This window comes from Roseomonas sp. WA12, from assembly GCF_054165765.1.
Genome location: NZ_CM135108.1, coordinates 4,272,471 through 4,297,783, shown reverse-complemented (window position 1 = coordinate 4,297,783; position 25,313 = coordinate 4,272,471). Strand labels below are relative to the sequence as shown.

23 protein-coding genes are annotated in these 25,313 nt (G+C 71.9%); 11 read left to right on the top strand and 12 right to left on the bottom strand.

What is annotated here, in order from left to right; genetic code table 11:
- Positions 1-87: 87 nt before the first annotated feature.
- Genes ACVBD7_RS20370 through ACVBD7_RS20360 form a run of 3 tightly spaced genes read left to right on the top strand, consistent with a single transcriptional unit; the run spans position 88 to position 2,641 of the window.
- The gene (locus ACVBD7_RS20370) at positions 88-840 is read left to right on the top strand and encodes an electron transfer flavoprotein subunit beta/FixA family protein (RefSeq protein WP_458095068.1); all 753 of its coding nucleotides are present in this window, start codon (positions 88-90) and stop codon (positions 838-840) included.
- Positions 837-1,754: an electron transfer flavoprotein subunit alpha/FixB family protein gene (locus tag ACVBD7_RS20365; protein ID WP_458095067.1), complete on the top strand. Its 918-nt coding sequence runs from the start codon at positions 837-839 to the stop codon at positions 1,752-1,754. The genes ACVBD7_RS20370 and ACVBD7_RS20365 overlap by 4 nt, the downstream gene beginning before the upstream one ends.
- A gap of 50 nt (positions 1,755-1,804) precedes the next feature.
- A complete protein-coding gene (locus tag ACVBD7_RS20360) occupies positions 1,805-2,641 on the top strand; it encodes a 3-hydroxybutyryl-CoA dehydrogenase (RefSeq protein ID WP_458097737.1) in 837 nt (278 codons plus the stop codon).
- An 89-nt stretch (positions 2,642-2,730) separates the two neighbouring features.
- Here the strand turns inward: ACVBD7_RS20360 and ACVBD7_RS20355 are convergent, their stop codons facing one another.
- Positions 2,731-3,492 carry a DUF992 domain-containing protein gene (locus tag ACVBD7_RS20355; protein ID WP_458095066.1) on the bottom strand — a complete coding sequence of 254 codons (762 nt, stop codon included), beginning with the start codon at positions 3,490-3,492 and terminating at the stop codon, positions 2,731-2,733.
- 15 nt (positions 3,493-3,507) lie between these two features.
- A complete protein-coding gene (locus tag ACVBD7_RS20350) occupies positions 3,508-4,365 on the bottom strand; it encodes a methyltransferase domain-containing protein (RefSeq protein ID WP_458095065.1) in 858 nt (285 codons plus the stop codon).
- 39 nt (positions 4,366-4,404) lie between these two features.
- Here ACVBD7_RS20350 and gloB point away from each other — a divergent pair, with 39 nt between their 5' ends.
- The 8 genes from gloB (at position 4,405) to murJ (ending at position 13,463) form a co-directional block, all read left to right on the top strand.
- Entirely contained in the window at positions 4,405-5,142 is a 738-nt protein-coding gene (gene gloB, locus ACVBD7_RS20345; RefSeq protein ID WP_458095064.1) for a hydroxyacylglutathione hydrolase, read from the top strand.
- A 148-nt stretch (positions 5,143-5,290) separates the two neighbouring features.
- Entirely contained in the window at positions 5,291-5,911 is a 621-nt protein-coding gene (locus ACVBD7_RS20340) for a flavin reductase family protein (RefSeq protein WP_458095063.1), read from the top strand.
- Positions 5,912-5,944: 33 nt separating this feature from the next.
- Complete coding sequence (locus ACVBD7_RS20335; protein ID WP_458095062.1) at positions 5,945-7,570, top strand: ABC transporter substrate-binding protein; 1,626 nt, start codon at positions 5,945-5,947, stop codon at positions 7,568-7,570.
- Positions 7,571-7,605: 35 nt separating this feature from the next.
- Positions 7,606-8,193, top strand: coding sequence for a glutathione S-transferase N-terminal domain-containing protein (locus tag ACVBD7_RS20330; RefSeq protein ID WP_458095061.1), 588 nt, complete (start codon positions 7,606-7,608; stop codon positions 8,191-8,193).
- A 2-nt stretch (positions 8,194-8,195) separates the two neighbouring features.
- A complete protein-coding gene (locus ACVBD7_RS20325; protein ID WP_458095060.1) occupies positions 8,196-8,705 on the top strand; it encodes a cupin domain-containing protein in 510 nt (169 codons plus the stop codon).
- Positions 8,706-8,762: 57 nt separating this feature from the next.
- Positions 8,763-10,595, top strand: coding sequence for a response regulator (locus ACVBD7_RS20320; protein ID WP_458095059.1), 1,833 nt, complete (start codon positions 8,763-8,765; stop codon positions 10,593-10,595).
- Positions 10,596-10,905: 310 nt separating this feature from the next.
- Positions 10,906-11,910 (top strand): tryptophan--tRNA ligase, encoded by a 1,005-nt coding sequence (gene trpS / locus ACVBD7_RS20315; RefSeq protein WP_458095058.1) that lies wholly within the window; start codon positions 10,906-10,908, stop codon positions 11,908-11,910.
- A 26-nt stretch (positions 11,911-11,936) separates the two neighbouring features.
- Positions 11,937-13,463 (top strand): murein biosynthesis integral membrane protein MurJ, encoded by a 1,527-nt coding sequence (gene murJ / locus ACVBD7_RS20310; RefSeq protein WP_458095057.1) that lies wholly within the window; start codon positions 11,937-11,939, stop codon positions 13,461-13,463.
- 119 nt (positions 13,464-13,582) lie between these two features.
- Here murJ and ACVBD7_RS20305 read toward each other — a convergent pair whose 3' ends face one another.
- The 10 genes from ACVBD7_RS20305 to ACVBD7_RS20260 all read right to left on the bottom strand — a co-directional run bounded on the left by ACVBD7_RS20305 (position 13,583) and on the right by ACVBD7_RS20260 (position 25,269).
- Entirely contained in the window at positions 13,583-13,801 is a 219-nt protein-coding gene (locus ACVBD7_RS20305) for a DUF4287 domain-containing protein (RefSeq protein WP_458095056.1), read from the bottom strand.
- Between the two features lie 46 nt (positions 13,802-13,847).
- Positions 13,848-16,796: a DUF4175 domain-containing protein gene (locus ACVBD7_RS20300; protein WP_458095055.1), complete on the bottom strand. Its 2,949-nt coding sequence runs from the start codon at positions 16,794-16,796 to the stop codon at positions 13,848-13,850.
- Entirely contained in the window at positions 16,793-18,157 is a 1,365-nt protein-coding gene (lysA, locus tag ACVBD7_RS20295; RefSeq protein WP_458095054.1) for a diaminopimelate decarboxylase, read from the bottom strand. The genes ACVBD7_RS20300 and lysA overlap by 4 nt, the downstream gene beginning before the upstream one ends.
- A gap of 138 nt (positions 18,158-18,295) precedes the next feature.
- Entirely contained in the window at positions 18,296-18,964 is a 669-nt protein-coding gene (locus ACVBD7_RS20290; protein WP_458095053.1) for a glutathione S-transferase family protein, read from the bottom strand.
- Positions 18,965-19,242: 278 nt separating this feature from the next.
- Entirely contained in the window at positions 19,243-20,274 is a 1,032-nt protein-coding gene (locus ACVBD7_RS20285; RefSeq protein ID WP_458095052.1) for a serine hydrolase domain-containing protein, read from the bottom strand.
- A 136-nt stretch (positions 20,275-20,410) separates the two neighbouring features.
- Positions 20,411-20,647: a CsbD family protein gene (locus tag ACVBD7_RS20280; protein ID WP_458095051.1), complete on the bottom strand. Its 237-nt coding sequence runs from the start codon at positions 20,645-20,647 to the stop codon at positions 20,411-20,413.
- 127 nt (positions 20,648-20,774) lie between these two features.
- Positions 20,775-20,987, bottom strand: a complete 213-nt coding sequence (locus ACVBD7_RS20275) for a hypothetical protein (RefSeq protein WP_458095050.1) — start codon at positions 20,985-20,987, stop codon at positions 20,775-20,777.
- Positions 20,988-21,280: 293 nt separating this feature from the next.
- Positions 21,281-22,672 carry an amidase family protein gene (locus tag ACVBD7_RS20270; RefSeq protein WP_458095049.1) on the bottom strand — a complete coding sequence of 464 codons (1,392 nt, stop codon included), beginning with the start codon at positions 22,670-22,672 and terminating at the stop codon, positions 21,281-21,283.
- 12 nt (positions 22,673-22,684) lie between these two features.
- Positions 22,685-24,370: a hypothetical protein gene (locus tag ACVBD7_RS20265; RefSeq protein ID WP_458095048.1), complete on the bottom strand. Its 1,686-nt coding sequence runs from the start codon at positions 24,368-24,370 to the stop codon at positions 22,685-22,687.
- Positions 24,367-25,269 carry a WxcM-like domain-containing protein gene (locus ACVBD7_RS20260; RefSeq protein ID WP_458095047.1) on the bottom strand — a complete coding sequence of 301 codons (903 nt, stop codon included), beginning with the start codon at positions 25,267-25,269 and terminating at the stop codon, positions 24,367-24,369. The genes ACVBD7_RS20265 and ACVBD7_RS20260 overlap by 4 nt, the downstream gene beginning before the upstream one ends.
- Positions 25,270-25,313 lie beyond the last annotated feature (44 nt).

Sequence of the window (25,313 nt, the reverse complement as noted above, 5' to 3'; positions counted from 1 at the left end):
GGCCCAGCAAGCCTGCCCGTCCGGGGCCGCCCAGGTCCCCCAAACGCGCCGGAGAACCCGGCGCCCCTCAGAGGACCGTCGCCCGGCATGAAGCTCCTCGTCCCCGTCAAGCGCGTCGTCGACTACAACGTGAAGGTTCGGGTGAAGCCCGACGGCACGGGCGTCGAGACCGCGAACGTCAAGATGTCCATGAACCCCTTCGACGAGATCGCCGTCGAGGAGGCCGTGCGCCTGAAGGAGAAGGGAGTCGCGACGGAGATCATCGCCGTCTCCATCGGCCCGGCCCAGGCGCAGGAGCAGATCCGCACCGCCCTCGCCATGGGCGCCGATCGCGGCATCCTGGTCGAGGCCGAGGGCACGGTGGAGCCCATCGCGGTCGCCAAGCTCCTCAAGGCCCTCGTCGAGAAGGAGGGCCCGCAGCTCGTCATCATGGGCAAGCAGGCCATCGACGACGACATGAACGCCACCGGCCAGATGCTGGCCGCCCTTCTCGGCTGGGGCCAGGGCACCTTCGCGAACAAGGTGGAGATCGCCGACGGCGCCGCCACCGTCATCCGCGAGGTCGATGGCGGCCAGGAGACCGTGAAGCTCACGCTTCCCGCTATCGTCACCACCGATCTGCGCCTGAACGAGCCGCGCTACGCCAGCCTTCCGAACATCATGAAGGCCCGCAAGAAGCCGATCGAGACGGTGAAGCCCGGCGATCTCGGCGTGGACACCGCCCCGCGCCTGAAGGTCCTCAAGGTCGAGGAGCCGCCGAAGCGCCAAGCCGGCGTGAAGGTGGCCTCCGCCGCCGAGCTCGTCTCCAAGCTGCGCAACGAAGCGAAGGTGATCCCGTGACCGTCCTCGTCCTCGCCGACCACGACAACGCCGCCATCAACCAGCCGACCCGCTCCGCCATCGCGGCCGCCGGCAAGCTGGGCGACGTCACCCTGCTGGTGATCGGCCCGGAGGCCGTGGCCCAGGCCGGCGCGAAGATCGCGGGCGTGGCCAAGGTGCTGCATGCCGCCGCCGAGCACATGCTGGCCGAGCCGGACGCCGCCCTCATCGCGTCCCTCGCCGGTGGCTACACCCACATCCTCGCCCCCGGCTCCGCCCTCGGCAAGAACGTGATGCCCCGCGTCGCCGCCCTGCTGGACGTGCAGCCGATCAGCGACATTTCCGGCATCGTGGACGCCGACACCTTCGTGCGCCCCATCTACGCCGGCAACGCGCTCGCCACCGTGCAGTCTTCGGATGCGAAGAAGGTCCTCACCGTTCGCGCCGCCTCCTTCGACCCGGCCGCGGCCGAAGGCGGCTCTGCCTCCGTCGAACCCGCGCAGGCCGGCACCGATCCGGGCGTTTCCTCCTTCGTCGGCGCGGAACTCGTGAAGAGCGAGCGCCCCGAGCTGACCGCCGCCCGCATCGTCGTCTCCGGCGGCCGCGCGCTGGGCTCCGCCGAGAACTTCCACATCCTGGACGGCATCGCGGATAAGCTCGGCGCCGCCGTTGGCGCCTCGCGCGCCGCGGTGGATGCCGGCTACGCGCCGAACGATCAGCAGGTCGGCCAGACCGGCAAGATCGTGGCCCCCGAGCTCTACATCGCCTTCGGTATCTCCGGCGCCATCCAGCACCTCGCCGGCATGAAGGACAGCAAGGTCATCGTGGCCGTGAACAAGGACGAGGAGGCGCCGATCTTCCAGGTGGCCGATTACGGCCTGGTCGGCGACATCTTCAAGCTGATCCCGGAAATTGAGGCGGAGCTCGCCAAGTGAGCGAGACGACGCCGACAATCGAATCCGTCGGCGTCATCGGCGCCGGCCAGATGGGCAACGGCATCGCGCATGTCGCGGCCCAGTCCGGCCTGCCCGTCACCATGATCGACGTGAAGGCGGAGGCGCTGGAGAAGGCGCTCTCCACTATCCGCCGTAACATGGACCGTCAGGTGACGAAGGGCGCGCTCTCCGCCGAGGACCGCGACGCGGCGCTCGCCCGCATCACCACCGCGACCGACATGTCCGCCCTCTCCGGCGCCGACATCGTCATCGAGGCCGCGACCGAGCGCGAGGAGGTGAAGAAGTCCATCTTCGCCGCGCTCTGCCCGCACCTGAAGCTAGGCGCGATTCTCGCGACCAACACCTCCTCGATCTCCATCACCCGGCTCGCCGCCGCCACCGATCGCGCCCCGCGTTTCATCGGCATGCACTTCATGAACCCCGTGCCGGTAATGAAGCTGGTCGAGGTCATCCGCGGCATCGCGACCGACGAGCCCACCTATCAGGCGACCGAGGCCCTGGCCCGCCGCCTCGGCAAGACCACCGCGACGAGCGAGGACTTCCCAGGCTTCATCGTCAACCGCATCCTGATGCCGATGATCAACGAGGCCGTCTACACGCTGCATGAGGGCGTGGGCGACGTCGCCTCCATCGACCTCGGCATGAAGCTTGGCACCAACCAGCCCATGGGCCCGCTGGAACTGGCCGACTTCATCGGCCTGGATACCTGCCTGTCCATCATGCAGGTGCTCCACGAGGGCCTTGGCGACAGCAAGTACCGCCCCTGCCCGCTGCTGGTGAAGCATGTCGAAGCCGGCTGGCTCGGCCGCAAGACCGGCCGCGGCTTCTACGACTACTCCGGCGAGACACCGCGCCCGACCCGTTAAAACCTGACGCGCCAGCTGACCGGCGCGCCAACGCTACTGGCAAAAATAGAAGGCGGCCGGGGGGTACTTCCCCCCGGCCTTCCTGAACCTCAGCCGCCCTGGCGCAGGTTCAGCTCGGCGATCCCCGCCGCCACGTTCACGCCCGTGTTGCTCTCGATCGAGAGCGGCTGCAGCGCCACCTGGTCGTTGCTACCGCCGATCAGCACCGCGCTGCCCAGGCCAAGCCCGGCCGAGACATTGGACGAGGCGCCGGCATAGGTGCCGGCCAGGCTGCCCGGCGCCACGTCGCTGCCCGTGTTCACCACCGTCCACAGCATCGTGCCGCGGCCCGTCACGCCGATATCCACGCCGAAGCGGCGGATCTCGCCGTGATAGCGCTCAACCGGCCCGTTGCTCGGCTTGAACTCGCAGGTCAGATCGCGGCTGGAGCCGAAGATGAACCCAACGCCACCCGAGACGTCGCACTGAAGCTGGCCCACCCGCGTGTTCCCGCGCGGCGCCGGCTGCACCATCACCGTGCCCGTCTGCACCGAGCCGGGAGGCACAGGCTGGCCGGGCTGCACCAGCGTGCCGGGAACAACGGTACCCTGCACGGCCTGGCCCGGCACCACCGGCTGCGGAGTCACCACCGTACCGGGCATCACCGTGCCGGGCACCACGGTCGTAGAGCCGGGAACGACGGTCCCCTGAACGACCGCGTTCGGCACCACCACGGTGGTGTTCGGGGCCGGGGCAGCCGTGCCCGGCGCGGGCGGCACGTACACCACGGGCGGCTGCCCGCCGGTCTGGGCCAGGGCAGGGCCCGCCAGGGCCAGAAGGGCGGCAGCGGCCGCCAGGGATGCGCGGTTCATGGCGTTTGTTCCTTGTCAAAACAGGCCATGGACGCACTCAACCCCTTTTGGGGGCGTCCCGGCCAGGTTCGAACAACGCACGGCACCTCCAGCGGCTTCATCCGTCACCGCCCAGCCCGCCTGCGGCACTCTCGCCCGGGCCCGGGCGGCACGGCCCGACGACACGCGCTCCCCCGGGATCATCCCCAGAACCACCTTCCGCGCCTCGATCAGCGTCACCCCGCCAAGCTGCGGCGCCACCTTCCGGCCCGCCGCCTCCCACAGCCGCGCCCCGCGCAGCAGCGGCCGCGCATGGAAAGGCGGGATGAACAGCGCCGCCTCCCGCCGCTCCACCGTGAACATCGACCGTTCCAGCAGCCGCGCGAGCTGCCCGGGCGAATAGGGCTGCCCGTGCCCGAAGGGTGTCCGCTCCAGATGCGCCCAGACCGAGCGCCGGTTCGGCACCACCGCCAGCAGCCGCCCCTCCGGCCGCAGCACCCGCCAGGCCTCCCGCAGCACCCGCCGCGCGTTCTCCGCCGCCTCCAGCCCGTGCACCAGCAGGATGTTGTCGAAGGCCATATCGGCGAAGGGCAGCCGGTCCTCCTCCGCCAGCGCCGCGGCACAGGGCCCGTCCGCCGGCCAGGGCGCCATCACGCCCCCTCTTCCGCCCCCGGGCGCCAGCGCCTCCGGCGTCGCCGAGACCAGCCGCGCCGCCCCTCGCCGCCACAGCCGCAGATACGGCCCGGCATGGCCCAGCCCCAGAACCTCCCGCCCCGTCAGCTCCGGCCAGACCTGCCGCAGCCGCGCGCGCAGCACGCGCCGCGTCACCGCCCCGAGAGGCGCCTCGTAGAAGCCCTGCAACCCGCGGGCACTGAAGTGGACCTCGGCCGCCATGCGGGGGATATAGGGCCTTCGCAGCCGGGGAGACAGGCGATGACGTGGACGATCCGGGCCGTGCCCAACCTCTCCGACAACTACGCCTGGCTCCTGCGGGATGATGTCACCGGCACCGTCGCCCTCTGCGACCCCGGCGACGTGAATCCCAATCTCGACGCGCTGAAGGACATGCCCGAGCCCGGCCGGCTGGACTGGATCCTCCTCACCCATCACCACCCCGACCATATCGACGGCGTTGCCGGCGTGGTCGCCCGCACCGGCGCCAAGGTCCTCGGCGCCGCCGCCGACGCCCACCGCCTGCCGCCCCTCGACCTCGCCGTCCGCCCCGGCGACAGCGTCCCCCTCGGCAGCGGCAACATTGAGGTGATCGACAGCCCCGGCCACACCATTGGCCACGTCGCCCTGCACATCCCGGACGCTCACGCCGTTCTCGCCGGGGATACCCTTTTCTCACTGGGCTGCGGCCGCCTGTTGGAGGGCAGCCCCGCCGACATGTTCCGCGCCCTGCAGCTCCTGAACGCCCTGCCCGGCGACACCCTCGTCCTCTGCGGCCACGAATACACGGAGAGCAACGCCCGGTACGCCCTCACCGTGGAGCCCAGCAATGCCGCCCTGAAGGCCCGCGCCGAAGAGGTCCGTGCGCAGCGCAAGGCCGGCCACCCCACTGTCCCCACCACGCTCGATCAGGAGCGCGCCACCAACCCCTTCCTTCGGGCGCGGAATGTCGAGGAGTTGGCGGAGCGCCGGAAGGCGAAGGACACCTTCAAGGGGTGAGCAAAAGGCCGGGGAGAAGGAATTCTCCCCGGACCCCTCATCTTTTTTTGCAAGGCTGCCGCGGACAGACGATCCAGGCGCGCCAGAAATACACCCCAGAAAAAGGAGGGGGTCCGGGGGAGTTCACTCCGCCGGCCTTCAACGCCTCATGTTCTACGAACCCCGCAACGGCCACGGCCTCCCCTGGGACCCTATCAAGGCCATCGTCGCCCCCCGTCCCATAGGCTGGATCGCCACCATCGACGCGGCCGGCCGGCCCAACCTCGCCCCCTATTCCTACTTCGCCATGGTCCATAACGGCCCGCCCATGATCGCCTTCGGCAGCGAGGGGCTGAAGCACTCCGCTGCCAATGCGAAAGCCACGGGCGAATTCACCTTCAGCCTCGCCACCCGCGCCCTGTTCGATGCCATGAACGCCTCCTCCGGCAATCAGCCCGAGGGCGTCAACGAATTCGAATCCGCCGGGATCGAGGCCGCCCCCAGCCGCCTCGTCCGCCCGCCCCGCGTCGCCGCCAGCCCCGCAGCCCTCGAATGCCGCGTCGTCCACGCGCTGGAGCTGCACGACCAGGACGGCCGCCCCAGCAACGGGTTCCTCACCATCGGCCAAGTCGTCGGCATCCATATCGACGAGACCTGCCTGAAGGACGGCCGCTTCGACATGGTGGCCGCGGGCACCATCGCCCGCTGCGGCTACCGCGACTACGCGGAGGTCACCGAGCTGTTCGAGGCGTTGCGCCCGACGGATGGCGGCGCCTTCCCGCCGCGCTGAACCCGCGTAAATTACCAGAAACGGGAGAGAACCATGTCCATCCGGGTCACCGGGCGCCTCACCCGGCGCATCGCCGGCGCCGCCCTGCTCGCGCTCGCCCCCCTGGCCGCGGCCGCCCAGAGCGGAACGCAGAGTGGAGCCCCCGGCGGAACGACGAGCCTGACAATGGCGGTCGGAACCCCCGTCACCAGCCTCGATCCGCATTTCCACAATCAGGCGCCCAACAACGCCATGGCGGACGTGATCTTCGACAAGCTCGTCGGCACGGATGAGAGGGTGCGGCTCATTCCCGCCCTCGCGGAATCCTGGCGCCCGGTCGCGGACGGCGTGTGGGAGTTCAAGCTCCGCCCCGGCGTCACCTTCCACAACGGCCAGCCCTTCACGGCCGACGATGTGGCCTTCAGCCTCGCCCGCGTGCCGCAGGTGGTGAACAGCCCCGGCTCCTTCTCCGGCTACACGCGCCCGATCCGGCGCGTGGAGGTGGTCGATCCCCTGACGGTGCGGCTCCACACCGACGGCCCCGCCCCGCTGCTGCCGACCGACCTCGCCAATATCCGCATGCTCAACCGCGCGACGCATGAGGGCGCGACGACGGAGGACTTCAATTCCGGCCGCCTGGCCATCGGCACCGGTCCCTACCGCCTCCGTGCCTACCGCAACGGCGAGCGCGTGGAGGTGGAGCGCAACGATGCCTGGTTCGGCCCGCGCCAGCCCTGGGCCAACGTCACCATCCGCTTCATCCCCTCCGACCCCGCGCGCACCGCCGCCCTCCTCTCGGGCGATGTGGACTTCATCGACCAGGTGCCCACCAGCGACCTCGCCCGCCTGCGCCGCGAAGCCCGCGTGCAGCTCAGCGAAATCGTCGGGCTGCGCCTCATCTTCCTCGGCCTCGATCGCAGCCGCACCGGCCCCACGCCCTTCATCACGGATGCCGAGGGCAAGCCGCTCGCGACCAACCCGCTGAACGACCACCGCGTGCGCGAGGCCCTGTCCCTCGCGATCGACCGCGGCAGCATCGCGGACCGCGTGATGGAGGGAGCCGCGACCCCCGCCGGCCAGTTCCTGCCCGAGGGCAGCTTCGGCCATGTCCCCGGCCTCGGCGCCCCCACGGCCGACGCCGCCCGCGCCCGCGCCCTGCTGGCCGAGGCCGGCTACCCGCAGGGCTTCCGCATCACCCTACACGGCCCCAACGACCGCTACGTGAACGACGCCCGCATCGTGCAGGCCATCGGCCAGATGTGGACCCGCATCGGGGTCCGCACCGCGGTCGAGGCGATGCCCTGGGCCAGCTACATCGCCCGCGCCAGCCGCCAGGACTTCTCCGCATTCCTCTGGGGTTGGGGCAGCAACAGCGGCGAGGCCTCCAACCCGCTCCGCGCCCTTACCGCCACCTATGACGTCCCGCGCGGCTGGGGCGCCAGCAACCGCGGCCGCTACACGAATGCGGAGCACGACCGCCTGCTCGGCGAAGGCCTCCGCACCCTGGACGACCCGGCGCGCGAAGCCCTGTTCCAGGGCGCCACCCGCGTCGCCATGGAGGATGTCGGCATCGTCCCGCTGCACATCCAGAAGAATCTCTGGGCCATGCGCCGGGGCCTCGCCCACACCGCCCGGGCGGATGAGATCAGCCGCCCGCAGGACATCCGCCCCGCTCCCTGACCCGCCTCCTCTCCACCTCTCGCCGGAGCACCCCGATGCGCCTCTTCTCCTCCCCCACCAGCCCCTTCGCCCGCAAGGTGATCGCCTCCGCCATCGCGCGCGGCGTCACGCTCGAGATCGTGGACGTGAACCCCCATGCCAGCCCCGCCGAGCTGCTAGCCGCCAATCCCCTCTCCAAGATCCCCTGCCTCCTGCTGGATGACGGCACGGCGGTCTTCGACAGCCCGGTCGTCTGCGAGTACCTGGACACGCTGGGCGCCGCCCCCTCGCTGATGCCCGCCTCCGGCCCCGCCCGCCTGCGCGCCGCCACCATGCAGGCTCTGGCCGACGGCATCATGGACGCGGCCTTCAGCCGCCGCATGCAGGCCTCCCTGCCCCAAGATGAAGGCCGCATCGCCTTCGACACCCGCCAGAAGGCCGCCATCGAGCGCGGCCTGGACCGGCTGGAAGCCGCCCCGCCCGAGGGGCTGCACGACACCGGCGCGATCGCCGCCGCCTGCGCCCTCGGCTATCTCGACTTCCGCTTCGCCGCCGAGCCCTGGCGGGCCACCCACCCCGCCCTCGCTGCCTGGTTCGAGGCCGTCTCCGCCCTACCGCCCATCGCCCGCACCGTCCCCGCCTGAGGATGGCGGCCATGAACCTGCGCGACCCCGGCCTGCCAGCGGAAGCCGTGATCGTGGCGCTCGGCCTCCTTCCCCACCCGGAAGGCGGCCACTACCGCGAGACCTGGCGCGACGCCCCCGCCGATGGCAGCCGCGGCGCCGGCACCGCCATCCTCTTCCTGCTCGTGGCGGGGGAGCGCAGCCACTGGCACCGCGTGGATGCCGCCGAGGCCTGGCACTGGCACGCCGGCGCCCCCCTCGCGCTCCGCATCTCGGACGGCACAGCACCCGAAACCCGCCGCCTCGGTCCCGACCTCTCCGCCGGTGAAGCGCTTTTCTCCCTGGTGCCCCCTGGCCATTGGCAGGCCGCCGAAAGCCTTGGCGCCTGGTCCCTCGTCGCCTGTACGGTCAGCCCCGCCTTCCTGTTCGAGGGATTCGAGATGGCCGCGGCGGGATGGGAACCCGGAATACCCAGGCCCGAACGACCCGCAGAAAAGGTTGTAGCACCAAGATGTGATGAAACCCTTGGTTGATTAAGCAGACCCCGCTACCCTGCCCTCGCCATGTCGCGGCAGGGAGGCCGGCCGGCAATGCTGCATGCCCCAACGGCCTTCGTGCTCAGCTTCGCCCTCGCCGCCACTTGCGGCGTGATCCTGCTCTTCCTCTGGTTCCAGGACCGGCGGCACATCGCCACCGCCAGCTGGGGCGCCGCCCACAGCCTCGGCGCCGTCGCTCTCCCTCTCCTCGCCCTGCGCGGCCTCATCCCCGACGCGGTCTCCATCCAGTTCGCCAACGTGCTGATGGCGGCCACCTACGGCCTGATCTGGGCCGGTGCCCGGCAGTTCGCGGCGGGGCCAGATAGCCCCCGCGTCACCGCCACCCCCATCCTGGCCGGCGCCGCCGCCTGGCTTGCCGCCTGCCAGATCCCGGCCTTCCTCCAGAGCCTCGACGCCCGGGTGCTGGCGATGGGACTGATCGCCGCGGCCTACTACCTCGCCGCCGTCTGGGAATTCCGCCGCAGCGAGCCGGTCCGCACCCTCCGGTCCCGGCCTCTGATCATCGGCATCCTCATCGCCAACGCGGCCGCTTACCTGCTCCGCATTCCCTGCCTTCTCATCCACCCGCTCGACACCTCCGCCGAGGGCCTGCCCGCCACGCTGTGGTACGATCTGCTGGTCATCCTCGGCACGGCGCTCGCCGGCAGCACCGCCCTCGCCCTCGTCGCCCTCATGCGCGAGAAGGAGGAACAGGAGGCCAGCGCCGCCCTCCGCAGCGCCCGCGACGCGGCGGACCGCGCCAGCGCCGGCAAGAGCCGTTTCCTCGCCCATATGAGCCACGAACTGCGCACACCGCTGAACGGCGTCCTCGGCCTCGCCCAGCTCCTCCGCGACGACGACGCCCTCTCGGAGACGCAGCGGGACCGCGCGGCCATGCTGGAACGCGCCGGCCGCCATCTGAACGCCCTGCTGAACGACGTGCTGGACCTCTCCAGCATCGAGGCCGGCCGGCTGGAACTCGTCGCCATTCCCACCCGCCTCCACCCCCTGCTCGAGGACATCGCCGGCCTCTCCCGCGCTGCCGCGGGCTGCAAGGGCGTGCATCTCCGCCTGGACACCGCGCCGGACCTGCCCGAGGCCGTCCTGTGCGACCCGCTCCGCCTCCGCCAGATCCTGCACAACCTCCTCGGCAATGCCGTGAAGTTCACCCCGCCGGGCGGCGCCGTCACCCTCGCCGCCTACCGGGGCGAAGCCGGTGGCCTCCTTCTCGCTGTCACCGATGACGGGCCCGGCGTTCCCGCCGATGTCCGCGACCGCCTCTTCCAGGACTACGCCCGCGCCACCCGGGAAGCGGCGAAGGGCGACGGAACCGGCCTTGGCCTCGCCATCTCGGCCGGGCTCGCCCGGGCAATGAAGGGCAGCATTCGCTTCGGCACCCCGCCGAACGGCAAGGGCAGCGTCTTCGAGGCCTGGCTCCCCCTACCGGACACCGTGCCCCCCGCCCTGCCCGCCGCCCCCGAACCCGCGCCCCGGGCCTGCCAGCCCGCCGCCTGCCTCCATGTGCTGGTGGTGGACGACGTGGCCGTGAACCGCCTGGTCCTGCGCGCCATGCTGGAAATGGCCGGCCATGCCGTGACCGAGGCCAGCGACGGCCAGTCCGCCCTCGACACCATCGCCGCCACCCGGCCGGACATTATCCTGATGGACGTGCTGATGCCCGGGATGGACGGGTTGGAAGCCACACGCCGCATCCGCGCCCTGCCCGGCCCCGTCGCCCGCACCCGCATCCTCGCCGTCACCGCCGGCGCCATGCCCGACCAGATCGCCGCCTGCCTGGACGCAGGGATGGACGGCTCCGTCACCAAGCCCGTGGACCGGCGCGCCCTGCTCGCCACGCTGGAGGCGCGGGAGCCGGTCGCCGCCTAAGAAATCTTCCCTCTACCCCGGAGAAACCGCCGCGGCCCCGTCCTGCCCTGTCAACCGCCTCGGGTCTTGGATCCGGGGCGGACCTTCAGCAAAGCAACCCCAGCCGAAGAAAAAGATGATGGTGAGGGATCCGGGGAGAGGAAGAATTCCTTCTTCCTCTCCCCGGCGTCACCAGCACCCATAGCTCAGAACAAGCCCACCCGGCACCACACCTGCTTGACGCGCCCCGCCCGCAGCGGGACACCCCAGGCCCCATCCCCACGAAGCCCCCGGCGCTCCAACCGCCGGCGGGCCAGGAGCCGATCTCCCCATGTCCCAGCGCGTCTTTTCCGGCATCCAGCCGTCTGGCGTCCCCACCCTCGGCAACTACCTGGGCGCCATCCGCAACTGGGTGCCGATGCAGGACACGCATGAGAGCATCTTCTGCGTGGTGGACCAGCACGCCATCACCCAGTTCCAGGACCCGCGCGAGCTGACGCGCCAGACCCGTGACATGGCCGCCGCCCTGCTGGCCTGCGGGCTGGACCCCGAGCGCTGCATCCTCTTCGTGCAGTCCCATGTCCACGCCCACACGCGGCTGGCCTGGATCTTCAACTGCGTCGCCCGCATCGGCTGGCTAAACCGCATGACGCAGTTCAAGGATAAGGCCGGCAAGGACCGCGACAACGCCGGCGCCGGCCTCTACGTCTATCCCAACCTCATGGCCGCCGACATCCACGCCTATCACGCCACCCGCGTGCCGGTGGGCGAGGACCAGAAGCAGCATCTGGAACTGGCGAACGACATCGCTGAGAAGTTCAACCACGACTACGGCGAGGAGTTCTTCCCGCATATCGACGCGCACATCATGGGCGTCGCCGCCCGCGTGATGTCGCTGCGCGACGGCACGAAGAAGATGTCCAAGTCGGACCCCTCCGACCAGTCGCGCATCAACCTGACGGACGACGCCGACACGATCTCCCTCAAGATCCGCCGCGCCAAGACCGACCCCGAGCCCCTGCCGTCGGAAGTCCAGGGCCTGGAAAGCCGCCCCGAGGCCCGCAACCTCGTCGGCATCCTCGCCGCCATCACCGGCACCACGCCCGAGGACGTCCTGCGCCAGCATGGCGGCCAGGGCTTCGGCACCTTCAAGGGCATCCTGGCCGACGCCCTCGTCGCCCATCTGAACCCCATCGCCGACGAGACCCGCCGCCTGCTGGCCGACCCCGGCTCGGTGGACGCGCTGCTGCGCCGCGGCGCCGACCGCGCGCGCGAGATCGCGGAACCCATCGTCGCCAAGGCGGAGAGGCTGGTCGGCTTCCTTCCCGCCCGCTGACCGCGCCCCTTTAGGTTGAACGCGCCGTGCTGAAGGGCATCCTCACCGTCGGCAGCTGGACCATGGCCAGCCGCGTCCTCGGCTTCCTGCGGGATATGCTGATCGCGGCCAGCCTCGGCGCCGGTCCGATCGCGGACGCCTTCTTCATCGCCCTCAAGCTGCCCAACCTGTTCCGCCGCCTCTTCGGCGAAGGCGCCTTCAACGCCGCCTTCGTCCCCGCATTCGCCACCACCCTCACCCTCAACGGCGCCGCCCAGGCCCGCGCGCTGGCCGAGCGCATGTCCACGCTGATGACGCTGTGGCTCACCCTCCTCACCGGCCTTGCCATGGTCTTCATGCCGCAGGTGCTGCACGTCCTCGCGCCCGGCTTCGTCGATGAACCCATCCGCTTCCAGCTCGCCACCGAGATGGCGCGGATCACCTTCCCCTATCTCGTCCTCATCTGCCTGACGGCGCTGATCTCCGGCGTGCTGAACGGGCTGGACCGCTTCGCGGCCGCCGCCGGCGCGCCCGTGCTGTTCAACCTGCTGTCGATGGCCGCCCTCTTCGTCCTCACCCCCTATGTCCCCACCCCCGGCCACGCCCTGGCCTGGGGCGTCACCATCTCGGGCGCCGCCCAACTCCTCCTCGTCTGGATCGCCGCCGCCCGCGCCGGCATGCCGCTGCGGATCGTCTCCCTCCCCCGCCTCACGCCCGAGGTGCGGGATGTCCTGCGCCGCATGGTCCCCGGCCTGATCGGCGCCGGCGTTACCCAGCTCAACCTGGCGGTGGACGTCGTCATCGCCTCCCTCCTGCCGCCCGGCGCCGTCTCATACCTCTATTATGCGGACCGCATCGGCCAGTTGCCGCTGGGCGTCATCGGCGCGGCCGTCGGCACCGCCATGCTGCCGCTGCTCGCCAAGCAGATCCGCGGCGGCAAGCCGCTGGCCGCCCATCGCACGATGAACCGGGCGCTCGAATTCTCCCTCGCCCTCGCCCTGCCCGCCGCCGCCGCCCAGGCGCTCCTCGCCTGGCCCATCATCTCGGCCCTGTTCATGCGCGGCGCCTTCGGCGAGCTCGAGGCCGCCGCCACCGCCGCGGCGTTGACCGTCTACGCGCTGGGCCTGCCCGCCTTCATCCTGGTGAAGGCCTTCGTGCCCGCCTTCTTCGCCCGCGGCGACACCGCCACGCCCGTGAAGATCAGCCTCGTCATCGTCGTGATGAACCTCGCGCTGAACCTGATCCTCACCCGCTACCTCGCCCATGTCGGAATCGCGCTCGCCACCGGCATCTCGGCCTGGATCAACGTCATCGCCCTCGCCTGGGTGCTCCGCCGCCGCAGCCAGTGGCGCCCCGATCGCCGCCTGCGCCGCCGCCTGCCCCGGCTGCTGCTGGCGACCCTGGCGATGGCCGCCGTCCTCCTTGCCCTCCGCTGGACCCTGCCGGATCCGGTCGGCTCCACGGCGCGGCTGATCGTGCTCGGCATCCATGTGGTGGCGGGAATGGGGACCTATTTCGCGGTGGCCCAGGTGCTGGGCGGGTTGAGCCTGGGCGAGCTGCGCCGGCGGCGCTGAGCGGCTCCAGGGGAGGCCTTGCCTCCCCTGGAGCCCTCCACCAGGAAACTGGTTGGACCTATAGGTCCAACCCTGGACCTTCCGTCTGTTCTGGTGGCCGGTGGGCCGAGCCGGCCGCCCTAGGTGCCCGCCTCGTCGCTCGCCAGCATGTGCGCGACGATGGCGTTCGCATGGCCATGCCCCATCCCATGCTCGTTCTTCAGCATGGCGACGAGCTCCATGTGCTTGGCCGGGCCGGCCTTGCGCACCAGCTCCTGCCACTCCGAAATGGGGCGCCCGTATTTTTTCTCGATTGAGGGGAAGTAGGAGGCAGGCCCCTTGAGCACCTTGTCCGTCACAGCGTCAGAACCTCCTCCCTTAATACCGGCTGCGGGCCAGCCACTCTCAGAACAGCCGCAGCAACCGGTCGATGTAATCCAGCTCCGCCGCCGGCCGCTCCCGCTCCGCATGCCGCCGCCGCAGTTCCTCCTGCAGGCGCCGGGTGCGCAGGATCTCCGCCTCCTCCGGCACGCGGGTGTCGCCACCCTCCTCGGCGCTGCCATTCCCCTCGCGCAGCCGGCGGCCGAGCGGATCGCGCCCCTCGCCATTCTCGGCCATCTGGTCCTGGCCTTCGCCCCCCTGCTCGCCGCCCTCGGCCATGGCATCGCCCTGGCCTTCGCCCTCGCCCTCCTGGCCCTCGCCGGGCTGGGGCTGGTCGGGGCGGCCGAACTGCCGCTGCATCCGCTGCGCCATCTGCCGCCCACCCTCGGACAGCTCGCGGATCGCGCGCTCCTGGTGCGGGCGCGGGTCGGTGCCTGATCCCAGCGCTTCGGCGCTCTCGCGCATCGCCTGATCCGCCCGGCCGAGCGGCGCCGGCACGTCCCCAGTTAGGTCCCCCTGCTGCTGCATCAGCTCGCCCAGCGCCCGGCGCAGCGCCCGCTGCACCCGCGCCTCGGCCGCCGCATCCGGTGCCGGCTGCGTCGCGGGTTCGGGCGGCAAGTTGCGGTTCCAGGGATAGGCCTGGCGCCGTTCCCGCTCCCGCCGGCCGGTATCGGCCTCCGCGCGGCGATGGGCCCCATCCAGCAGGCGCGATTCCCGCCGCACCATGTCCTGGATCACGCCCATCTGCTGCTGCCCGCGCTGGCGCTGCTGCCGGCGCTCCTGGCGCTGGTTCTCGGCCATCTGGCCGTTTTCCAGCTGCTCCAGCATCCGCTCCAGCTCCGCCAGCTCGCGCTCGGCCTCCTCGGGGCGGTCCTGGCGGTTCTGCTCGCGCATGCGGTCCGTGCGGCGCTCGGCCTCGCGGCGGTCCTGCGGGCGGGCCTGGGGCGGCGGGGCATCCTGCGGCGCCTCGCCATTCTCGCGCTGCGTCCGCTCGGCCAGCGCATCCATGTGCCGCCGCACGGCCTCGCGCAGCTCCTGGATGCGGCGGTCCGTCTCCGTCCGCGCCTGGTCGCGCTCTGCCTCGCGACGCTCCGCTTCCTCACGCCGCGCCTGCTCCTGTTGGGCCCGCTCCTGCCGGGCCTGCTCATTCTCGGCGCCCGGCGGCTGCCCGGCTCGCTCGCGCCGCTCGGCCTCCGCCCGCTCCTGATTCTGCTCGCGGTCCTGCGCCTCACGCTCGGCCTGGGGCCGCTCCCCCTCCGGCCGAGGCTCCGCCCCGGCCTGCCGGCGCTCCTCGTTCTCGCGCCGCTGCTCGCCCTCGCGGCCCTCCCGCTGCGCCTCCGCCCGCTCGCGCTCCTGCCGCTCCCGCTCGCGCAACGCCTCGCGCAGACGCTCCCGCGTCTCAGCCAGGGACCGTGCCGTGCGATCGGCCCGCCCCTCCTCCAGGGCCAGCGCCATGTCCCACATCGTCTGCTGCGCCTCGCCCACCGCCTCCAGCCGGGTATCCGCATCCAGGCGGCTCCGGGCGGAGCGCAGCGCCAGCGCGGTCGCTGTGTCGTTCTCGAAGGCCAGCGGGTTCTCGGAAAGCCGGTCCAGCCCCTCCATCGCCCGAGCGCGCGCGGTCGGATCCAACGAGAGCCCCTTGCGCAGCAGGATCAGCCCGCGCGCCACGGGGTGGTTAAACCCCCGCTCCGGCAGGGTCACCCCCGCCTCCTCCGACCGCCCCTCCTGCCCGGCGCCGTCCCGTGCCACCAGCCGCACACGCACGGGCAGCCCGGCCCAGGGATGCGCCGACAGATCCGGCTGGGCCACCCCGCGCGGCGTGCGGGCCTGCCCCGGCGGCAACGGCAGATCCACCGCGACCGGCGCCGCATCCGGGCGCGCGACGAGCCGGATTTCCGCCCCCGCTGCGGCCACGCCCCAATCGTCCTCCGCCCGCCAAGGAATGCGCGTGGCAAGGCTGCGCGCCCCCGGCCCGGTCGCCTGCCCCGGCGGCTCGGCGAAGGAAATCCGCGGCGGCGCATCCGCCTGCACCGCGATCGACCACCCCGCCACCTCGCGCCCGCCCTGGCGCACGCTCACCCGCCCGCCGGCGTCCAGCACCGCCTCCGCACTGTGGCTGCCCGGGCCCAGGGGCTGGAACACTGCCGCCGGCAGGTCGTCCCGCAGCAGCTCCGGCGCCCCGCTCCCGCCCGAGAGCGCCGCCCGCAGCCGGCTTCCCGCCGGCACCGAGGCACTTCCCCCCGAGGGATCGAGGAACACCGGCGGCGCCCCCGTATAGGCCGGCGGCGTCACCCAGGCCTCCAGCCGCGGCGCCAGTCCCGGCACCGCCGCCGCTCCGTCGGGCCACAGCGCGCGCCGGATCCGCTCCGGCGCCTCGCTCCCCGCCATGGTCAGCGCCGCGACGAAGGCCACCGCCAGCCCCGTCCGCAGCGCCCGCGGATCGCGCGCCGCCAGCCCCGGCCGAGGCATTCCCGCGCGCAGGGCACGAAGCCGCGCCGCCTCCCGGGCCTGATGCGCCCGCCACAGCGCCATCGCCGTGGCATCGCCCCCCGCCGGCCGGTCCAGCAGCGTCGCCAGCGGCCGGTGCTTGAGGCCCGAGGCCCGCTCCAGCCGCCGGTCCGCCGCCTCATCCCCTGGCAGCACGAAGCCCCGTGCGCCCCGGATCGCCGCAACCAGCAGCGCCGCAATCAGCACGGCCAGCAGAACCAGGTGCGCCAGCGGCGACAGCAGGAGGAACAACCCGGACAACGCGAGGGTGAGGAACAGCCCCACCACCCCCACCACCGGCCAAGCCCGCGGCCACAGCGCCTCCCAGAACAGCACCAACCGCGCACGCAGCCGCAGCCGCCCGAGCCGCCCCGGACCAACAGCGGCCTTCACAGCAGGAACCGGGCGCCCACCCACCGGCCCGTCCGGCGCGCCGGAGGACCCGGCCGCGCCGCGGCCCGGCGGGCGGGTGCCCGTCCCGCTCAAGCCGTTACCCCTGAGCAATCCTGGTCCAGCCACTCCGGCACCACCTGCCCGGCCAGCAGCGCCTCATGCGACTGCCGCGCCCGCGTCACCGCCCATCGGTTCCCGTCCACCAGCACCTCCGCCGCCAGCGGCCGGGCGTTGTAGGTGGAGGACATGGTCGCGCCGTAAGCTCCGGCATCCAGGAAGGCCACCAGCGCCCCTGGCGGCAGGTCCGGCAGCGCCCGGCCGCGCGCGAAGGTGTCCCCGCTCTCGCAAACCGGTCCCACCACTTCGGCGGGTGACAGCGGCGCGTGCAGCAGGTCCGGCGCCAGGGGCAGGATGCCGTGCCAGGCCTCGTACATAGCCGGCCGCACTAGATCGTTCATCGCGGCGTCGAGCACCACGAAGCGCCGGGCCTGCCCACGCTTCTGCAGCACCACCGAGGACAGCAGCACCCCCGCCGGACCCGCGATCCACCGCCCCGGCTCCAACATCACGGGCAGCCCCAGCGGCCCCAGCATCGCCTTGATCGCGCCTGCCAGCGCGGCCGGTGAGGGCGGCAGCTCGTCCCGATACGGGATGCCCAGGCCCCCGCCGCAGTCCAGCCGCTCCACCGGCAGCCCGCGCGCCATCAGCGCCCGCGCCAACTCCGCCACCCGCCCATAGGCCGCGCGATACCCCGCCATCCCCTCGGTGATCTGGCTGCCGATATGCACGGCAAGCCCGATCGGCCGGATGCCCGGCAGCGCCGCCATCCGCGCGTACAGCGCCGCCGCATCGGTGTAGGCGATGCCGAACTTGTTCTCCGCCAGCCCCGTGGAGATCTTCGCATGCGTCCGCGCATCCACATCCGGGTTGATGCGCAGCGAAACCGGCGCCATCCGCCCCATCCCCGCCGCCACCTCGGAGATGCGCTCCACCTCCTCCGCGCTCTCCGCATTGATCTGAAGGATGCCCTCCTCCAGCGAGAGCGCAATTTCCCGATGCGTCTTGCCCACGCCGGAGAACACGATGCGATCCGCCGAAATCCCCGCCGCCCGCGCCGCGCGCAACTCGCCCTCGCTCACCACATCCGCACCGGCGCCCTCGGCGCCCAGCACGCGCAGCACCGCCAGGCTGTCATTCGCCTTCACGGCATAATGGATGGAGGCCTGCAGCCCCGCCTCGGCCAGCGCATCCCGCAGCGCGCCGTACCGCCGCCGCAGCGTGTCGGCGGAATACACCCAGGCCGGCGTGCCCACCTCGCGCGCGATCCGCACCAGCGGCACATCCTCCATCACCAGCCCGTCCAGCACATGGGCGGTCAGATGCGGGCGGCGGGCGAGAAGCTCCGCGAAATCGGGGTCGGGCGTGTCCTGCTGGACGGGTACCGGGGAGGCCATCCCCCTAGTTTGGGGACGGCGGGGCGCGGCGGGAAGCGTTACTTGCGGAAGAAAAGACCGGGGGGAGGGATCCCCCCGGACCCCTTCTCTTTCTGTCAGTAGCGTTGGTACGCCGGCCGAACCGGCCCGACGAAAAACTCACCGCGCATAAGCATACGGCCCGCCCCGCTCCAGCGCCCGTCGATAGGCTGGGCGGGCCTGGATGCGCGCCAGGAACGCCCCCGGATTCGGCCGCCCTGGCCCGAAGGGCGACCGCCCGGCGGCGGCCTCCAGCGGAAAACTCATCATCACATCCGCGGCCGTCATCTCCGGCCCTGCGAACCAGCCCGTCTCCGCCAGCGCCTCGTTCCAGTAATCCTTCAGCCGCTCCAGGTTCGGGTCCACGATCCCCTTCTGCAGAAGCTCCGCCATCCCCTGCGCGGCCGCCTGCATTGGCGCCGGCACCCGCTTCGCCAAGCTGCCAAAGATCAGCGTCATAACCAGCGGCGGCATCGCCGACCCCTCGGCATGGTGCATCCAGTGCCGGTACTGCCAGAACGCCGGGCCGCCCTCCGGCGGCACCAGCCGCCCCTGCCCGTACCGCGCCAGCACGTACTCCACGATCGCCCCTGTCTCGGCCACCACCATCCCGTCCTCGGTGATCACGGGCGCCTTGCCCAGCGGATGCACCGCCCGCAGTTCCGGCGGCGCCAGCATCGTCGCCGGATCGCGCTCGTAGCGCCGGATCTCGTAGGGAACCTCCAACTCCTCCAGCAGCCACAGCACGCGCTGCGAGCGGGAGTTGTTCAGGTGGTGCAGCGTGATCATGCGTCGCCCCAGGGCCGTTGCGGACCCATCCTGGCCGCCCTCCCTCCCGCCCGCCAGGGCACGGCAAGCAGGAATGGGTGACGTGGCGATGACGTGCAGGGGAGCGGCCCCTTGGGGTCATTGCTTGCCGAACCCGCCTCCGGATCCGCCACGCCCCGGGCAACCTGCCCCCCGACCATGTTGGAATCCGGGCGAGAACACGGCAGACGAGGGCAGACACCCTTCACGGATACCCCGGTGGCGCCGTCCCGCACCCGGCCCACCCCCGTCCGTCCCACCTACTCCGGCACCGCCAGCGCCTCCGCCCCGTCACCCGATCCCGCGCCCAATGCTGGCATGATCCCCTCCGCCAGCAGCGCGTGCAGCGACGCCATATGAACAGGGTCGCGCGGCGCCGCCGGGTCCGACAGCATCACCACGCTCAACTCCATCTCCGGCACCAGATACAGCATCTGCCCGCCATATCCCCAGGCGAAGAACACCCGCATTCCCCGCGCCGCCGCGATCCACCAGCCATAGCCATAGAGCTGCCCGCTCCAGGAGGAGCGCGTGCGCGGAACCCAGCCCTCCGCGATCCAGTCCGCCGGGATCACCCGCGCCCCGTTCCATACGCCGCCCAGCCGGTAACACTCCCCGAAGCGCAGCAGCGCGCGCGCCGTCAGCCGCATGTCGTTGCCGCCGTAGTACCGGCCCTGCGGATCGCGCGGCCAGGCCGGGATGGCGATGCCCAGCGGCCCGCCCAGCCAGTCCCGCGCCAGTTCCAGCAAGGGCCGCCCCGCCGCTCGCGCCAGCGCCGCGCCCAGAATGTGCGTGGACCCCGTGGAGTACTGCATCCCGCCCCCGGGCTGGTCCACGAAGGGCCGCGCCAGCGCATAGGCCACCGGATCCCGCGCCGCCGCCCAGCCGCCGTAATTCGCGCCCGAGGTCCGCTCCAGCCCCGCCCGCATCGTCAGCAGGTGCCCGACCGTGATCGCCTCCACCCGCGGGTCCATCCCCGCCGGCCGGATGCCCAGCAGAGGCAGCACGGGCTGGTCCACCCCCCGCAGCACGCCGCGCGCGATGGCGCAGCCCACCAGGGCGGAGAGCACGGTCTTGGACGCGGATTTGATATTATGCGGCACGTCCAGCGCCGGCCCGCGCAGATGCCGCTCCGCCAGGATCCGCCCACCCTGCGCCACCGTCACACTGTGCAGGCGCGGAAAGGCGGCAGCGTCCCGCAACGCCCCGTCCAGCGCCGAGGCGCGCAACGGGCGCGGCGCGAGGGGAAGAAGGGCAAACCCGATCAGCGGGCGGCGCGGCAGGGCATTCATGCCCAGCGCAAAATAGGGGCGCCCGGCACCACCCGACAGGCCCGGAGACGATCCGTTGCAGTGGCCCGGACAAAGAGAAGGGCGGCGCAGCAGCCCCAAGGGACCGCCACGCCGCCCTGAACCCGAACCCGCCGGATCAGATGATCCGCAGGCGCCCGAGCAGCCAGCCGAAGCCCACGGCGATGGCGGCCGCCGTCAGCGGCTGGTCGCGGATGTAGTCCTCGAGCTGGCCGATCTGGTTCTGGACCTCGCCCTGAACTTGGTTCTTCTGGCCCTGCGCCTGGGTGCGGCTGTCGCCGATCAGGCTGCCCACGCCTTCCTGCACCTGGCCCGCCGCCTGCTTGCCGGCGCCGATGATCCGATCGCTGTCCATTGTGTCTCTCCTCGATATCGATGACTGAGTGCCGATGAAGCCTGGGGGCCACGGCGCCGCGCTTGGCCCGCGGGGGTGGAAACGTGGAGAGGCGGCCGGGGTTGTCAGGAAACGACTCGCCGCTCCGTCAGCCGCCGGCGACGCCCCGGGTCACCAGCCCCGTGCCGCCGCAATTCGGGCAGGCCCCGGCCGCGACCTTGCCGCTGCCGCCGCAATCCGGGCAGGCATCCTCGCCCGTGCCAGGCGTGCCTGGCGGCGCGTCGTCGCCCGGGTTCATCTGCCCGGCGCGCGTCTGGTCGCCCGTCACGCCCGGCGGTGTGCCGGCCTTCTCGTCGGACATGCCACGAACCTCCGAAACGACAACGTGAGGCAGAGATAACGCCGGCCTGCCCCGTCGCGTTGCCTCCCAGAGAGGGCTCCGCCCTCTCCGGACCTCGCCCGCCAGGGGCCGAGGCCCCTGGACCCCCATCGGGCTGCCGCGGATCGATACCGCCCTTGCAGCCGCCTCGGGTCATCGACCCGAGGCGCACCTCCAACGAAGCCTTTCCGACCGATAGAAGAAGATGATGGTGAGGGGTCTGGGGAGAGGAAGGATTCCTTCTTCCTCTCCCCGGGGCCACCAGCACCGCCCGCTCAGGCCAGCCGCGGCTCCGCCACAGGGATCGCCGTCTCCAGCAGTGCCCCTGCCTCCAGCAGCACGTCCTCGCGGTACCGCCCGGCCACCAGCTGCACGCCGAGCGGCGCGGGGCCGGACAGGTCGGTGGTCACCGTCAGCCCCGGCAGGCTCATCAGCGGCAGCCCTACCTGCGGCAGCATGCCCTCGATCACCCGGTCGAAGGCCTCCGGCGATTCCAGGTCCAACAGATCAGGGAAGGGCAGCTCGGCCGAGACGGGCATGAGCGCCACCGGATAGCGCTCGAGGAACAGGCTCCATTCCCGCAGGAACCCCGCCCGCGCCTGCAGCCCGTCCTGGAAGGCGTTCATGTCCGGCTCCGGGCACAGCCGCTCCATCTGCGCGAAGACGAAGTTGGCGTCCGGATCGTTCTCCTCCGCCAGCGCCCGCTTCATCCCGCGCCGGCTCTCGGCCAGCCACAGCATGGCCTGCAGCCGCGCGGGCTCGCGCAGCGGCGGCACCGGCGTCTCCGCCACCGTCCAGCCCGCATCCTGCAGCCGCCGGCCTGCGGCCCGCACGGCCGCTTCCACCTCCGGCGTCGTCGCCATTCCCTCCGGTCGCACGCAGAGCGCGGCACGCTTGGGGAAAGCCGGCCCGTCCAGCGGCGCCGGGGTCCACCAGGGGTCGCGCGCATCGGGGGCCGCCATGGCCCGCAGCGCCAGGCGGATATCCGCAATGCTGCGCGCCAGCGGGCCGGAAACCGCCATCAGCTGCGCCCCGATCGCCCGCTCGCCTGAGGACGGGTTCCAGGCCGGCACCCGCCCGATCGTCGGCCGCAGCCCATGGATGCCGCAGGCATAGGCGGGATAGCGGACCGAGCCGCCGATATCCGTCCCATGCCCGATCGCCCCGATCCCGGCCGCGACCGCCGCCGCCGCCCCGCCCGAGGACCCGCCCGGCGTCAGCGCGGGGTTCCGCGGGTTGCGCGTGTGGCCATGAAGCGAATTGCGCGTGAACCAGTGCAGGGAAAAGGCCGGCGTGTTCGTCCGCCCGATGATCACCGCCCCCGCCTTGCGCAGGTTGGCGACGACGGGATTGTCCGCCTTCGCGACCAGGTCGCACTGGATGCGCAGCCCGTTGGTGGTGGCGTGCCCCTTCTGGTCGACATTGACCTTGGTGGTGACCGGCACCCCCGCCAGCGGCCCGGGATCCTCCCCGCGCGCGATCGCCTCGTCCACCGCCCGCGCCGCCGCCAGCGCCTCCTCGGGCATGAACTGCACCACCGCGTTGATGGCGGGATTGGCCTGGTCCAGCCGGGCCAACGCCTCCCGCGCCACCGCCTCGGCGGAAAGGTCCCGCGAGCGGACCAGGGATGCGATCTCGCTCGCCGTCAGGCGCCAGGATTCCGTCATGGCCACTCCGCGTCAGGGATTGGCGGGATCCTGCCGCAACGGCATCGTCCGCAGCCATGTTACGGGGTAGCCGGCGAAATCAGCCGCGTCCAGAACGGGCGGAACGGAGACGGTCCGCCCATCGAAGCGCAGGATGCGGATCGCGGGATAGGGGCCGGTGCCCGGGCCGATCCGCAGGTTAGAGGCATGCCCGTCCTCCAGCACCACGCGCGACCAGCTCTCGCTGTCCCAGTCCCGCCGGCGGTCGGTGTCGTGCTGCAGCACGCGCAGGCCGTAATCGCGGCCCGGGAACCAGATCGGCGCCACGCGGTAGGACATGATGTCGGGCGTGACGAGCGCCACGCCGGGATCGACGAGGACGACGACGTTGAAGGCCGCGCCCGGCGGCACGCGCTGCGCCACGGCGCGCACCTGCGTCATCATCGCCTGCTCATGGGCCGAGGCGACGCTCTGCAGGTTGTTGTAGCCGAGCGAGGGCAGGAGCACCCAGGCCGCCGCGATCCCCGTGACGGCCGCGAGCCCCAGCCGCCGAACCGCTGCCGAGAGCGGCAGGGCGGCGAGGAGCAGCGCGGCGACGCTGACCCAGAACAGCGGCCGCCAGCCCTGGTCCACCATCGGCCAGCGCAGCCCCACGGTCCAGGTGCCGGACATGGACTCGATCAGCAGCGTCGGCAGCACCAGCCCCGCCGCGATTGCCAGCACCAGCCCTGCGTCCCGCAGCCGCGCCGGCGCCTCACCCCGCGTGACCAGCAGCTGCAGCCCGGCGGCCGCCAGGCCGAACAGCGCCGCCAGCCCGATGCTTGCCCAGCCGAGGAGCCCGAGCGCCCGGATGGCGAAGGGATGGTAATGCGCGAGCGTCAGCCCCTCCCAAAGGGAGGAGGGCAGGTTGCGCAGCAGAAGGGAGGGATCCAGCGCGTAGTACTGCGCCATGGCCGGGTTCTGCGTCGTCTTCCACATTAGCACGAAGGCGCCAAGCAGCAGCGGATAGGGCAGGACCTCGGCCACCGCCACCGCCAGCCGGCGCGGCAGCCCCTGGCTTTGCAGGCGCGGGTTCAGCAGCGAGAGAAGGCCGATCCCGACCACCGCGCCCACCTGGAAGGTGTAGCTGCCGAAGGCCGCGAACCAGAGCACGAGGGAGAGCCCGTACCAGCCCGGCGCGCTCCGCCCGCCATTCACCCAGGCGGCGAAGGCGGCGATGGACAAGCAGCTCAGCGAGAGCGCGCCCATGAAGTTCCAGGCGATCTGGTCGGGCGAGGTGTGCAGCAGCCAGACCCCGCCGAGCATGCCCGCGCCGAGCGCGATGCCCCGTGCCCGCCCCTGCGTGGCCGCCCGGACCATGAGGTAGATCGAGACGCCGAGCAGCGGCTGCACCAGCAGCCGCGTCAGATAGGGCCCGTTCGCGCCGTTGGCGTAGAGCGCCCGCATGGGGATGTACCACCAGGGCGAGAGCGGGTTGCGGTCGTTCATCGCCCAGAAAGCCTGGGCGCGGGCCGAAGCATTGGGAGAGGACAGGATGAGGAGCCAGTTGTAGTCCTCCCCCATCGCGCCGATCCGCAGCCCGAAGGGCAGGCCGAGCCGGCGCAGGACGGCGAAGAGCACAACGGTCGCCACCGAGGCGAGGAGAACGAGCGCGAGATCGGCCACAAGGCCGCGGGCCGAAGGGCCGAGCAGGCCGCGCCGCGTGGTGTTGACGCTCATGCCCCCGCATCCCCGAAGCAGGAGAGATAATCCGTGATCCGCTCGTCCGGATCATAGGGCTCGCTGGCGAGAACCAGCAGGGCAGCATCGGCGGTGTGCGCGTATTGCAGCGTCCAGGTGCCCGGCGGAACATGAAGCCCGGCATCGGGGCCGGAGAGGCGCACGGCGCAGCGCCGGGTGCCGTCATCCATGGCGATGGTCACCGCCCCCTGCGTCGCGATGAGGAACTGGTGGGAACGGCGATAGGCGCCACCGCCCCGGGCCCAGCCATCCGGCGCGCCATCGATCACGTAGAGGCGGCGCGGGGTGAAGGGCAGGGCCGAATCCAGCGGCCAGTGGGAGAGGCGGCCGCGCGGGTCCCGGTGGGATTCCGTGACGACGACGCGGCAGGGCGCGTCCTCCGGCAAGGCGCGCGGCTCGACCGCCGCATCCACCCCGGCATAACCGATGACGCGCGCGGGATTCCCGACGACCACGGCGTTGGCGGGCACATCCGCCGTGATGACCGTGCCGGCGCCGACCATGGCGCCCGGCCCGACGGTCAGGCCGGGAAGGATGGTGGCGTTCGCCCCGATCGAGGCGCCGCGGCGCAGGGTGATGGGCGGCAGCGCCCCCCGCTGCACCCGGCTGCGTGGGAACATGTCGTTGGTGAAGGTGGCGTTGGGCCCGATGAAGACATCGTCCTCCACCCGCAGCCCGTCCCAGAGCTGGACGCCGCATTTGATCGTCACGCGGTCGCCCGTGACCACGTCGTTCTCAATGAAGACGCCGTCGCAGATGTTGTTGTCCGCCCCGATCACCGCGCCGGGCAGCACATGCGCGAAGGCCCAGACCCGCGTGCCCTCGCCGATCCTCTCGCTCTCGCACAGCGCCTGGGGATGGATGCGGGGCGGGTTCATGCGGGCTCGCTCATGCAACGGATGGAACACGGAACAGGGCGGCG